Here is a 13732-nt window from a genome sequence, read left to right on the forward strand (position 1 = left end):
GAGCAGGACGCCGGCCAGGACCAGCGCCAGCCCGCATACCTGGCGCGCGCCGAGCCCCTCCCCCGCGAGGGGGGGGGGCCCGCCGCGCCCCGCGCGCGCGGGGGGGGGGGGCCCCAGCAGCTGCGCCATCGCCCCGGCCTCCAACAGGCAGAAGCGGTCGGCGAGTTCGCCGTACACCGGGGCGATCGCGGCGGTCCGGGAGACCAGGAAGACGGCGAAGCCGGCCTGGTCGAGCAGCGGCCCGTTGGCCTCGCTGTAGAGCGCCCGGTCCAGGGCCCGGGCCGAGCCCGGTGCGCCGTCGAGGGCGACCAGCGCCGGCCCGGCCGGGTCGACGTAGTAGGTGCCGGCCGGCAGGCCCGCCACCTTGCCGGGGGCGACGGCCAGGTAGGTCTGCACCGGGTACAGGCCGCCGGCCGAGCCGTAGGCGTACCGGGGCACGCCGTCCTCGTCCTGGCGGGCGAGCACGGTCAGCAGCGCGTGCAGGTCGGCCAGCCGCACGGGGGCGTCGGCGAAGCCGGTGGCGGCGCCGCGCAGGGCGGCGGCCCGGCGCAGGTCCAGGGTGTCGGTCGGCAGGGCGAAGGGCAGGACCTCGCGGCCCGCCAGGTCGGCGCGGCGGCCGGGCTGGCGCAGCCGCGCCTCCAGTCGGCGGACCCGCTCGGCGTCCAGGGCCGGGGCCGGCGCGGCGGCGGGCTGCGGCCGGGCGGCCTCGCGGACCACGAAGGCCGCGAGCCGGGCGCCGAGCCCGTTGCCCTCGACCAGCGCCGCCGCCTCCCGGACGCCGTCCATCCGGACCAGCGCCGACTCGATCTCGCCCAGCTCGATGCGCATGCCGCGCACCTTGACCTGGCAGTCCTCCCGGCCGAGGAACTCCAGCTCGCCGTCGGGCAGCAGCCGGGCGAGGTCGCCGGTGCGGTACAGGCGCTCCCCGGTGACCGGGTGGGTCGGGAACGCCCGGGCGGTGAGCTCGGGCGCGTTGCGGTACCCGACGGCCAGGCCCACGCCGGTGATGAACAGTGCGCCGGCGACGCCGACCGGGCGCGGCCGGAAGGCCTCGTCCAGGACGACCATGCCCTGGTTCCGCATCGGCCGCCCGTACGGGATGCTCGGGCGGCCCGGCTCGACCGCGCCGATCGGGTGCAGCACGGACCAGATCGACGCCTCGGTGGCGCCGCCCAGGCTGATCACCTCGGCCTTGGGCGACAGCGCGCGGACGTGGTCGGGCATGCCGACGGGGATCCAGTCGCCGCTGAGCATGACCAGGCGCAGCGACTCCAGGTCGGCGGCCGGGTTGCCGCCGGCGTACGCGAGCAGCATCTCCATCAGCGCGGGGACGGAGTTCCAGACGGTGACGCCGTGTTCGGCGACCAGCCGGGACCAGCGCGCGGGGTCGCGCTCCTCCCCGGGCCCGACGAGCACCAGCGCGGCGCCGGCGGCGAGGGTGCCGAACAGGTCGTAGACCGAGAGGTCGAAGCCGAGCGAGGAGAGGCCGAGGACGCGGTCGGCGGGGCCGACCCGGAAGCGGTCGTTGACGTCCACCACGGTGTTGAGCGCGCCGCGGTGGTCGATCATCACGCCCTTGGGGTCACCGGTGGAGCCCGAGGTGTAGATGACGTACGCGAGGTCCGCCGGGGTGGTGGGCACCGGGGCCGGCTCGGTGTCGGCCGGGGTGGCCAACGCCTGGTCGAAGCCCAGCAGGGTGACCCCGGCGGGCACCGCGCCGTCCGCGTCCCAGGACTCCCGGGCGAGCAGCGCGGTGGCGCCGGCGTGTTCGAGCGAGCGGGCGACGCGGGCGGCCGGCAGACCGGCGTCCAGCGGCAGGTAGGCGCCGCCGGCCCGGATCACGCCGATCGCGGCCGCGACCTGCTCCCAGCCCCGGTCGGCGCGCACGCCGACCAGGTCGCCGGGGCCGACGCCGGCGCCGCGCAGCGCGTGGGCCACGGCGGCGGAGGCGCGCTCCAGCTCGCCGTAGGTCACGGTGCCGGTGGCGGAGACCACGGCGGTCCGCCCGGGGGCGGTGCGTGCCTGGGCGAGGAACGGCTCGTGCAGCAGCCCGTCGGGCCGCGGGCCGTCCGTGGCGTTGAGCGCGCGGTAGGCCTCGGCGTGGGCGGCGGGCAGGGCGGCCAGGTACGGGTCCGTCCAGGCGTCGGGCCGCTCGGCGAGGGCGGTGAGCAGGCCGGTGTAGGCCTCGAACATCGCGTCGAGCAGGCCCTCGGGGAAGAGCTCCTCGACGGCGTCCCAGGTCAGCCGCAGCCGGCCCTCGTCCTCGGAGATCTGGTGGTCCAGCCAGACCTGGGGGGTCTGGGTGATGGTGTGGGCGACCTTGGCGCCGAGTTCCCGCAGGACCCGGCTGCCGCCGACCTCGCCGGCGCCGAGCTCGCTGGTGAAGACGACCGGCATGGCGGCGTCGGCCACCCCGCGCCGGCGGGCCAGGTCGCCGCCGACCCGTACGCCGCTGACCAGCTGGTGGTCCAGGTCCTCCCAGAGCCGGTCCTGGAGCCGGCGGGCCCGGTCGGCGAAGGAGCCGGCCGTGGCGCCGTCCACCTCGAAGAGGCTCAGCGCGGTGAAGTCGCCGACCATGGCGGCCAGGTCGGGGTGCTCGCCGACGCGGTTGAACAGGGTCAGGTTGAGGGTGAAGCGGTCGGCCGCCGCCCAGGTGCCGAGCACGGTGGCGTAGGCGGCCAGGGCGAGCGCCGAGGGCGTGACCCGGCCGGCGGCGGCCCGGCTCTTCAGCCGCTCCCACAGCTCGGCGGGCAGGTGCGCCTCGCGGCGGTGGAACCTGGTCTGCGTCAGCTCCTCGGGGCGCCGCGCCAGCGGCAGCGCGGGGGCGGGCGGCAGGGTCTCCAGGCGGCCGTGCCAGTAGTCGAGGTCGCGTTGCAGCGCGGGGCCCTCGCGGCGGGTCTGCTCGGCCAGCACGTAGTCGCGGAACGAGAGCTCCATCGGGCGCGGGTCGAGCGAGCCCTGGTAGATCGCCAGCAGCTCGCGCAGCAGGATCTGCACGCTGCCGCCGTCGGCGATCAGGGTGTCGATGCTCAGGTGCAGCCGGGCGTCGGTGCCCTCGGTCCGGCTGGCGTGCAGCTCGAACAGCGGCCAGGTATCGGCGGGCAGCACCTGGTGCGACATCCGGGCGCGGGTCCCGGCGAGGGCGTCGGCCCGCTCGGGCTCCGGCAGCCCGCGCAGGTCCTCGACGGCCAGCTGGTACGCGGGCACCTCGGGCAGGATGCGCTGGGTGCCGTCCTCGGCGAAGACCAGGCGCAGCGCGTCGTGCCGCCGCACCAGGGCCTGCCAGGCGTCCTGGAGGCGCTGCGGGTCGACGTCGGCGACGTCCACTTCGAGGTAGAGGTGGCAGGCGACGTCGCCGCCGACGGCGCCGCTGCGGCCGATCCAGTACGCGCGCTGCACGTCCGTCAGAGGGAAGGGCTCGTGGCGGCGGGCCTGGTCAGGCAGCAGCTCGACCGGTTCGGCGGGCGCCGTGGTGGCCCCGCCGGCGCCCAGCGTGTCCACGGCCCGGGCGAGGGCGGCGACGGTCGGCGAGTCGAACAGGGTGCGCAGCGGCAGCTGGACGTCCAGGTCGCGGCGGATCCCGGCGACCATCCGGGCGGCCAGCAGGGAGTGGCCGCCGAGCTCGAAGAAGTCCTCCTCGGTGCCGACCTCGTCGAGGGTCAGGGCCTCGCGCCAGATCGCGGCGATCCGCTCCTCGGTCGGCGTGGCGGGCGCGGTGCGGTCGCGGCCGGCGGCGGGGACGGTCTCGGGGGCGGGCAGCGCCGCGCGGTCGACCTTGCCGTTGCTCGTGAGCGGCAGCGCGTCGAGCGGGATGAACCGGGACGGGATCAGGAAGCCCGGCAGCTGCCCGGCCAGGGCGGCCCGCAGCTCGGCCGGGGCGGGCGGCGCGGCCGGGTCCTCGGGCACCAGGTAGGCGGCCAGCGCGGCCCGGGCGGTGCCCAGGCCGTAGGCGGTGACCACGCACTGGCGGATGCCGGGCAGCGCGGTGAGCGCGGCCTCCACCTCGCCGGTCTCGATCCGGAAGCCGCGGATCTTGACCTGGTGGTCGTTGCGCGAGAGGTACTGGAGGCGGCCGTCGGGCAGGGTGCGGACGAGGTCGCCGGTGCGGTACAGCCGGGCGGCGGACTCACGGCTTGCCGTCTCGGGGTCGGTCGCCTCGGGGCCGGCCGTCTCGGGGCCGGCCGACTCGGGGTCGGCGACGAAGCGTTCGTCGGTGAGCTGGGGCAGCCCGAGGTAGCCGGCCGTCACCCCGGCGCCGCCGATCAGGAGTTCGCCCGGCACGCCGACGGGCACCCGCCGCCCGTACGGGTCGAGGACGCGCACGGTGGTGCCGGCGATCGGGCCGCCGATGGTGACCAGGCCCTCGGCCGGGTCGACCTCGGCGGTGGTGGACCAGACGGTCGTCTCGGTCGGCCCGTACATGTTGCGGATCGGGCCGCCGAGGTGCTCGGCCAGCCGGCGCACCAGCTCGGCGTCGAGGGCCTCGCCGCCGAGCAGCAGCTGCCGCAGGCCGCGCAGGGCCTGCGGGTCGGCCTCGTCGAGCAGGGTGCGGGCCCGGGAGGGGGTGCACTGCAGGTGGGTGACGCCGTGGGCGCGCACCAGCGCCGTCAGCTCGGTGTCGGCCGCGACCGCGGGGGCGGCCGGGGCGGGGGCCGGTGCGGCGGCCGCGGTGCGGCGCAGCTCGGCCAGCCGGGGCAGGGCGGCCAGCGCGACGTCGGTGTCGACGCCGAAGTCGACCAGGCAGCCGATCTCGTCCACGCCGGCGGCGGCCAGCCGGTGCACCAGCGGCAGGCACTCCTCGGCGGTGCCGATCAGCGAGCCGTGGCCCAGGTAGCGGGCGCAGGCGTGGTCGAGCAGGGCCTCCTGGTCCTCCGCGGTGAAGTCGCTGCTGCGCACGTCCATGCCGAGGCTGCGGGCCAGGTTCTCGATCAGGCCGACCGAGCTGCGCAGGTAGTCGCGGAACGGCTGCCAGGCGTGCGCCCGGACGTCGGCGGCGTCCGCGCCGACGTAGCTGTGCAGCATCAGGGTCACGTGCGGGTCGCCCGGGTGGCCGGCCTCGTGCCAGGCCTCCCGGTAGAGGGCGATCTTCTCGCCGAGTTCCTCGACGCTCTGGCCCAGCAGGTGGGTCAGCAGCCGGGCGCCGACCCGGCCGGCCGTGCGGCAGGTCTCGGGGTTGCCCGAGGAGGTGAGCCAGTACGGCAGCTCGGCCTGGACGGGGCGGGGCAGCACCTGGACGTCGACGGTGCGGCCGCCGGGCCCCTCGAAGGGGAGCCGTTCGCCGCGCCACAGCCGGCGCACCTGCTCGATGCCGCTGACGGTGAGCGCCTGGCGGTCCTGGTAGGCGTCCTTGGCGAGGACGAAGTCGTCCGCGTGCCAGCCCGAGGCGAAGGAGAGCCCGACCCGGCCGCCGGACAGGTTGTCGACGACCGACCACTCCTCGGCGACCCGGACGGGGTGGTGCAGCGGCAGCACCACGCTGCCGGCCCGGATCCCGATCCGCTCGGTGGCCTGGGCGATCGCGGCGGCCAGCACCGACGGGGCCGGGAACGGCCCGCCGAAGGCGTGGAAGTGCCGCTCGGGCAGCCAGACGGCGGAGAAGCCGTTGGTGTCGGCGAAGCGGGCGCCGTCCAGCAGCAGCCGGTACTGGTCGGGGCCGGGCTCGGCGCCGGCGGTGTCGCTGGCGAAGTAGAAGAGGCTGAACTCGGGGACGGCCGGGGCGGCCGGGGCGTCCTGCGAGGCCGCGGCGTTCCGAGTGGAGGGGGCCGGTGCGGGGGCCGCCGCCGTGCCGGGGTCGGGGTTGACCACGACGCGGTGGCCCCGGCTGAGCGTCCAGAGCAGTTCCAGGACGGAGATGTCGAAGGAGACGCTGGTGACGGCCAGCCAGGTGGCGGGCTCCCCGTCGTCCGCCAGTACGCGGTCCATCGCCGCCAGGAAGGCGGTGAGGTTGCGGCGCAGCACGACGACGCCCTTGGGGCGGCCGGTCGAGCCGGAGGTGTGGATGACGTACGCGGGGGCGTCCGGGTCCACGGACACGGATACGGGTGCTGCTGCAGAGGACTCGGCCGGGGCGTCGAGGTCGAGCAGCGGGGCGCCGGCGGGCGCGGCGTCCCGGGTCGCGGCGTGCACCACGACCACGGCGGGCTCGGCGTCCTCGACCACGTGGCGCAGCCGGGCCGCCGGGTAGTCCGGGTCGAGCGGCAGGTAGGCGGCGCCGGCCCGGAGCACGGCGAGCATGGCGGCGGGCAGGTCGGTGCCGCGGCGCAGGCACAGGCCGACCCGGTCGCCGGGGCGCACCCCGGCGGCCTGGAGCCTGGCGAGCAACTCGTCGACCCGGGCGTCCAGTCGGGCGAAGGTGAGGGCCTGGTCCGGGCGGCCGCCGGGCAGCACGGCCTCGGCGTCCGGGCGGGTGCGCACGGCCTCGGCGAAGGCCGTCACGACGTCCGGCGCGTCCTCGGGCAGCGCCGGGCCGTCGCCGGCCGAGGCCAGCAGGGCCTGCTCGACGGGGGTGAGCGCGAGCAGGTCGGAGAGCCGCAGGCCGGGGTCGGCGGCGCCGCGGGCGAGCACCCGCTGGAGGGCCTCGGTCAGCGTGCGCACGGTGTCGTCGTCGAACAGGTCGCCGCTGAACTCGCAGACGCCTGCCGTGAGTTCGCCGTCGCGGGCGAGTTCCAGGCTCAGGTCGGTGCGACAGAGGCCGTTGTCCAGCTCGACGAGCTCGACGGTGACGCCGGGCAGGGCGATGTCGGGGGCGGGGACGTTGCGGTAGCCGAACTGCACCTGGTAGAGCGGGGCGTGGCTGAGGTCGCGGTCCGGGCGCAGCTCGCGGACCAGGCGCTCGAAGGGCACCTGGGTGTGGGCCAGCGCGCCGAGCGAGGTCTCCCGCACCCGGTCGAGCAGTTCGCCGAAGGTCGGGTCGCCGGAGAGGTCCGAGCGCAGCACCAGGCTGTTGACGAACATGCCGACGAGTCCGGCGAGTTCGGGCCGGTCGCGGCCCGCGGTGGGCACGCCGACGACGACGTCCTGCTGGCCGGAGTGGCGCATCAGGACGGCCTGCCAGGCGGCCAGCGTGACCATGAACGGGGTGGCCCGGGCCGCCCGGGCCGCGGCCTCCACGGCCTCGGTGGTGGCGGCGTCCAGGGTGAAGTGCACCCGGCCGCCCCGGTGGCTGGGCACGGCCGGCCGGGGCCGGTCGGTGGTCAGCTCCAGGACGTGCGGGGCGCCCTCCAGCCGCTCGCGCCAGTAGCCGAGCGGCTCGGCCAGCGCGGTGTCGGTGAGTTCGCGGCGCTGCCACTGCGCCCAGTCGGCGTACTGCACGGCGAGTGGCTCGGGGGCCGGGCCGCCCTCGCGGAAGGCCCGGTAGCGGGCGCAGAGCTCCTCCACCAGCACCGCGCGGGACCAGGCGTCGCCGACCAGGTGGTGGTTGACCACGACCAGCAGGGCGTGCTCGGGCGCGGAGCGGATCAGCAGGGCGCGCAGCAGCGGGCCGTGCTCCAGGTCGAACGGCAGGGCCGCCTCCCGCTCGGCCAGCGCGCGCTCCTCGGCCTCGCTCCAGCCGGCTTCGCCGTCGGCCGGCTCGGCCACCCGCAGCACCGGGGCGGTGCGCTCCAGCACCCGCTGCACCGGGCCGTCCTGGCCGGCGGCGACGACGGTGCGCAGCGCCTCGTGCCGCTCCACCAGGCCGTCCAACGCGGCCTCCAGCGCGGCGACGTCCAGCGGGCCGCTCAGGCGCAGGCCCACGTACTCGTTGAACACCCCGAGCCCGGGGGTGAGCTGCTCCAGGAACCAGAGCCGCTCCTGGCCGAAGGACAGCGGCGCCGGCAGCGCCGGGTCGCGCGGGGGCACGGCCGGGGCCGGGGCGGCGGGGCCGGCCGTGGCGGCCGGGGTGGTGCCTGCGCGGCCCCGGGCGCGCGCCTCGAAGGCGGCGCGCTGCTCGGGGGTGAGCCGGGCGAGGCGGTCCTCGCGGCGGCCTGCGGGGTTGGTCACTGGTTCTCCAGGTCGGCGAGGATGCGGTCTTCGATCTCGGTGGCGAGGTCGGCGACGCGGCCGCCCTCGAAGAAGACCCGGGCGGGGACGTCGACCTCGAACTCGGCCCGCAGCCGGGCCGCGATCTGGGCGGCCAGCAGCGAGTGGCCGCCGAGCTCCAGGAAGTCGTCGTCCACCCCGACCCGGTCGAGGCCGAGCAGTTCGGCGTAGATCTCGGCCAGGCGCTCCTCGGTCGGGGTGGCCGGGGCGGTGTACGGCGTGGCGAGCTCGGGGCGGGGCAGGGCCGCCGTCCGGGGGGCCTCGGCGGCCGGGGCGGCGGAGGTGCGCAGCGTGCCGTCCGCGATCGCGGCGCCGGCCCGGGCCACCACGGCCCGTCCGGGCGGGCCCTCCAGCAGGGCGGCGAAGGCGCGGGCGCCCTGCTCGGGGGTGAGCGCGCCGGCCAGCATGTCGGCCTGGAAGGTCCGCAGGGCCTCGGGGACCTCGGCCCGGCTGGCCATGCCGACGCCGGCCCACATGTCCCAGTCGACGGCCACCGCGTGGCGCTCGCCGCGCGCGGCCTCGGCCTCCGCGACGGCGGCGAGGTAGGCGTTGGCGGCCGCGTAGTCGGCCTGGCCGTAGGTCGGGATCAGGGTGGCGAGCGAGGAGCAGAGCACCAGCACCTCGGCCTCCCCGGGCCGCAGCGCGGTGAGCAGGTGGCGCAGGCCGGCGGTCTTGGGGGCGAGGACCGTGCGCATGCTGTCGTCGGAGCGCAGCTCGACGGAGCCGCCGCCGGGCACGCCGGCCGCGTGGACGACGCCGTCGATCCGGCCGAAGGCCGCACGGGCCTGCTCCAGCGCCCGGTCCAGCGCTGCGGCGTCGGTGACGTCGGCCTGGACGGCCAGCACCTCGGCGCCGCTCTCGCGCACCGCGGCGAGCGCGGCCTCGTCGGCGGCGCCGCGGCCGAGCAGGACGAGCCGGGCGGCGCCGGCCCGGGCCAGGGCCCGGGCGAGGGTCAGGCCGATCCCGCCGAGGCCGCCGGTGAGCAGCCAGGTGCTGCCGGCGCGCACCCGGGCCGGGGCGGTCGGGACGGGGCGCTCGGCGGGCTCGACGGTGCGGGTGAGCAGGGCGCCCTCGCGCAGGGCGAGCAGCCGGGCCGGGCCGGTGAGCACGGCGCGCACCACCGCGTCGGCGGCGGCCTCGTCGAGCGGGGTGCCGACGGCGAGGTCGACCTGGGTGCAGCGCAGGTTGCGGTACTCCTCGCCGAGCACCTGGACCGGGCCGCTGAGCAGGGCGGCGGCGGGCCGGGGCTGCTCGCCGGGGGCGGCCGGGAAGGCCCCGGCGGTCACGACGCCGAGCCGGACCTCGTTCAGCACGCTCTCGGCGGACATCGCCCGGGCGAGGTGGACCAGGCCGAAGTAGCCGGCGGTCTCGTCCGGCGTCTCGTCCAGGCCCCAGGCGTACAGGACGGCGGTGGGCGTGCGGACCAGGCCGCGCAGGTCGGCCAGCAGCTTCGCGTACTGGGCCGGGTCGGCGGGGTCGAGCTCGTAGACGCCGCGGCGCACCCGGCGGTAGGCCGGGCCGGGCTGGACGGTGGTGACGATCTGGCCGCGCGCCGTCAGCAGCTCGACCAGGGGCTGGGCAGCGCCGGCCCGGTCCAGCAGGACCAGCCAGGTCTGGCGGCGGCCGGCCAGCGGGTCGTCCCCGGCGGCCTCGGCGAGCGGGCGCCAGTTGACGGTCGCGTGGACGGCGTCGAGGTCCGCGGCGGGCAGCGCGGTGGCGGGCGCCCGGCCGGGGACGGCGGGCTCGATCCAGTGCGGGAGCCGCTCGAAGGGGTAGCCGGGCAGGTCGGCGGGGCGGGCGTCGGCGTCGACGGGCTCCCAGTCGACGGCGGCGCCGTGCGCCCACAGGCTGCCGAGGGCGAGGACGGCGCTGCCGGGCTCGTCCTCGGCGCCGCGGCGCCCGCGGGTGGGCAGCGGCGGCAGGGCGAGCCGCGGCCCGGCGCTGCCCTCGGCGGCCGCGCGGGCCAGGTCGGTCAGGACGCTGCCGGGGCCGGTCTCCACCAGCACCATCCGCTCGTCGAGCGCCGCCAGGCGGGTCAGCCCGTCGTGGAAGCGCACCGGGGAGAGCATCTGGCGCACCCAGTAGCCGGGGTCGGTGGCCTGCTCCGGGGTGATCCAGTCGCCGGTGAGGTTGGACAGGAACGGCACGGTGGGCTCGTGCAGCGTGACCTTGGCGAGCTCGGCCGCGAACTGCTCGGCGGCGGGCGCGCACAGGGCGCTGTGGAACGCCCGCTCCACCGGCAGGCGCAGGGCGCGCAGGCCCCGCTCGCCCAGCTCGGCGGCGGCCCGCTCGACGGCCTCGGCGGTGCCGGACAGCACCGAGGCGCCCGGTCCGTTGACGGCGGCGAGGTCCAGGCCGTGCGCGGCGGCGAGGTCGGCCGCGGCCGCCTCGTCCAGCGGGACGGCCAGCATCGCGCCGGGCGCGGTCTGCTCCATCAGCCGGCCGCGGGCGGCGACCAGGGCGAGCGCCTCGGGCAGGTCGAGGACGCCGGAGAGCAGCGCCGCGGTGTACTCGCCGAGGCTGTGGCCCAGCAGCGCCGCCGGGCGCACGCCCCAGTGCCGCCACAGCGCGGCCGTGGCGTGGCCGACCGCCAGGACGGCGGGCTGGGTGACGGAGCTGCGGCGCAGCAGGTCGGCGTCGCCGCCGCGCAGCAGCTCGACCAGGTCGAGGCCCAGGTGCGGGCGCAGCAGGTCGGCGGCCTCGTCCAGGGCGGCGCGGAACACCGGGTGCGCCCGGTGCAGGCCCAGGGCCATGCCCGGGTACTGGGCGCCCTGGCCGGGCAGCAGGAAGGCGACGGGGGCGGCGCCCTGCCCGGCGCGGGCCCGGACCGACTCCCGGCGGCCGGCGCCGCGCAGCGCGGCCACGGCGGCGGCGGTGTCGTCGGCGACCACGACGCGGCGCTGGACCAGCTGGCGCCGGCCGGTGCGCAGGGTGCGGGCGACGTCGGCCAGCGGGCGGTCCGGGTGGGCGGCGAGGTCGTCGGCGAGCCGTTCGGCGGCGGCGTCCAGCGCGGCGGCGGTGCGGGCCGACAGCGGCAGGGCGACGGGGACGGCGCCCGGCGCGGCGGCCTCGCGCGGGGCCGGCTCGGGGGCCTGCTCCAGGATCACGTGCGCGTTGGTGCCGCCGATGCCGAAGGCGCTGACGGCGGCCCGGCGCGGGCCGTCGGCGACCGGCCAGTCGGTGAGGCCGGCCGGGACGAAGAACGGGCTGTCGGCGAGGCCGAGTTCGGGGTTGACGGCCTCGGCGTGCAGGCTCGCCGGGATGCGGCCGCCGCGCACCGTCAGGATGGCCTTGATCAGGCCGGTGACGCCGGCGGCGGTGTCCAGGTGGCCGAGGTTGGACTTGACCGAGCCCAGGCCGCACCAGCCGGTGGCGGACCTGTCGTCGGCGTCCTGCTCGGCGCGGAAGGCGGCGGTGAGCGCCTCGACCTCGATCGGGTCGCCGATCGGGGTGCCGGTGCCGTGCGCCTCGACGTAGCCGATGCTGTCCGGGGCGACGCCCGCGACGGACAGCGCCTCGCGGATCACGGCGGTCTGGCCGGCGACCCCCGGGGCGGTGTAACCCGCCTTGTTCGCACCGTCGTTGTTGACGGCCGAGCCGAGGATGACGGCGTGCACCCGGTCGCCGTCGGCGAGCGCGTCGGCGAGGCGCTTGAGCACCACGACGCCCGCGCCGTTGCCGAAGACCGTTCCGGCCGCCTCGGCGCCGAAGGGCCGGCAGTGCCCGTCCGGGGACTCGATGCCGCCGGGCACCGGCAGGTAGCCGGAGCGGTGCGGCACGGTGACGGTGACGCCGCCGGCGAGCGCGAGGTCGCACTCCTCGGACAGCAGGCTCTGCACCGCGAGGTGCACGGCGACCAGCGAGGTCGAGCAGGCGGTCTGCACGCTGACCGCCGGGCCGCGCAGGTTGAGCTTGTACGCGGCGCGGGGGGCCAGCTGGTCGGGCTGGTTGCCCTGGAAGAGCATCGGCACGCCGAGGGAGTCCCGCAGGTCGGTGCGCGGCAGCAGGTTGTGGATCAGGTAGGTGCTCAGCAGCGACCCGGCGTAGACCGCGATCGGCCCGGGCGCCCGGTCGGGGTCGCAGCCGGCGTCCTCCAGCGCCTCCCAGGCGCATTCGAGGAAGATCCGCTGCTGCGGGTCGATGACCGAGGCCTCCAGCGCGTTGTAGCCGAACAGCTGGGAGTCGAAGCCGGCGACGTCCGCCAGCACGCCCTTGGCGGCCACGTACCCGGGCCTGCCGGCCTCGCCGTCCGGCACCCCGGCGGCCCGCAGCTCCTCGGGGCCGAACCGGCTGATCGCCTCGGTGCCGGAGGCCAGCAGCTCCCACAGCGCGTCGACGGAATCGGCTCCGGGGAAGCGGCCCGCGAGGCCGACGACGGCGACCCGGCCGTCGGTCTCGGCCTCGTCGGGAATGACCGGCTGTGCGTTCAAGGTGTTCTCCGTGGGTGAGGTGGGCTCCGCGCGCGGCGGGGCGGGCAGGACCGGGTACGCGGCCGGGGCTCAGACCGCCATGGGGTTCAGGGCTGCCGTGGGGATCAGGGCCGCCGGGCGGCTCAGACCGCCATGAGGTAGCGCTGGAAACGGGGCATCAGGAACTCCAGGGCCCGGACCTCGACGGGCGTCAGCTCCGGGTGCCAGACGTCCCAGAGCAGGACGGCGCGCTGCTGGGTGCCCTTGTTCCAGGCCTCGTGGATGAAGCTGTCGTCGAAGAGGATCACCTTGCCCTCCTCCCAGCCCCGCTCGTCGTCGCCGACCTTGATGGCGCAGCCGGGCGGCACGATCAGCGGCAGGTGCGCGGTCAGCAGCAGGTTCACGCCGCCGGTGTGCGGGGTGATGTGCACGCCGGGGTTGAGGATGGTGAACATGCCGTCGCGCGGCCCGTGCGGGCTCGCCGAGACGGCGGCGTGGGTCTCGGGGCAGCGCTCCAGGACCTCGTCGCGCCAGCTGCCGTTGCGGTACAGCTGGTAGGTGTCCCAGCCCTGCCAGCCGAGCTCCTTGGTGTACAGGTCCTCGTACGGGGCGAAGCGGGCCTGCTCGGCGCGCAGCTCCAGGAACTCGGCCTTGATCCGGTCGTACGCCTCCTCCAGCCGGGCCACCCAGGGCAGTTCGGCGGTGTCGTGCCAGGGCAGGGCGCTGATCCCGGGGAAGAACAGCCGGGTCGGCTCCTGGTCGTCGTGCAGGTACTCCGGGGCCTGCTCGCCGGTGAGGATGCGCAGGCACTCCTCGACCCGCTCCAGCCCCTCGGTGCCGAGGATGCCGTGCAGCTCCGTCATCACGCCCTGAACGTCCATGTCAGTCCCTCCCTGTCGGTGCGGTCCGGGTCGTCGGCCCGGCCGGTGTGTGCTGGTCGGCGGCCGGGCCCTCGGCCCGGTCCCGGGCCTCGCGGCGGGCCTTGGCGCGGGCCCGGACGGCGCTCTGGCGGCGTTCGCCGCGCGGCTCGGCGGTCTCGGCGGCGGCCCGGCCGTCCGGGGCGGCGCCCTCGGTGAGGCCGGCCGCGAACTCGGCGATGGTGGGCCGGCCGAAGATGTCCACCAGCCGGACCGGCCGCTCCAGGCGGCGGGCCAGCTCCAGCTGGAGCCGGGCGGCCAGCAGCGAGTCGCCGCCGGCCTCGAAGAAGTTGGTGTGCCGGCCGACCGGGCCGCCGCCCAGCAGCCGGCGCCAGGCGTCGGCGACGAGCTGCTCGACCCCCGCCAGCGGGGCGGCGTCGGCGGGCC

Annotated in this window: 4 protein-coding genes; all 4 read right to left on the reverse strand. The window is 77.3% G+C overall.

Annotated elements, in window-relative coordinates:
• Window positions 1-7980, reverse strand: a 7980-nt coding sequence (locus ACFV6I_RS29340) for an amino acid adenylation domain-containing protein (RefSeq protein WP_380428525.1), incomplete at its 3' end; no start/stop codon positions are given.
• Window positions 7977-12449: an SDR family NAD(P)-dependent oxidoreductase gene (locus tag ACFV6I_RS29345; RefSeq protein WP_380428527.1), complete on the reverse strand. Its 4473-nt coding sequence runs from the start codon at window positions 12447-12449 to the stop codon at window positions 7977-7979. The genes ACFV6I_RS29345 and ACFV6I_RS29340, both read right to left, overlap by 4 nt.
• Window positions 12450-12571: 122 nt before the next feature.
• On the reverse strand, window positions 12572-13309 hold the full coding sequence (locus tag ACFV6I_RS29350; RefSeq protein WP_063352428.1) for an aspartyl/asparaginyl beta-hydroxylase domain-containing protein: 738 nt from the start codon (window positions 13307-13309) through the stop codon (window positions 12572-12574).
• 1 nt (window position 13310) lies between these two features.
• Window positions 13311-13732, reverse strand: a 422-nt coding sequence (locus ACFV6I_RS29355) for a phosphopantetheine-binding protein (RefSeq protein ID WP_380428528.1), incomplete at its 5' end; no start/stop codon positions are given.

It is taken from the genome of Kitasatospora sp. NPDC059803 (genome assembly GCF_042732255.1).
Lineage (GTDB): Bacteria > Actinomycetota > Actinomycetes > Streptomycetales > Streptomycetaceae > Kitasatospora.

Coding starts and splice junctions, on each gene's coding strand:
- ACFV6I_RS29350 (WP_063352428.1), bottom strand. CDS start 13,309: ATGGACGTTCAGGGCGTGATGACGGAGCTGCACGGCATCCTCGGCACC.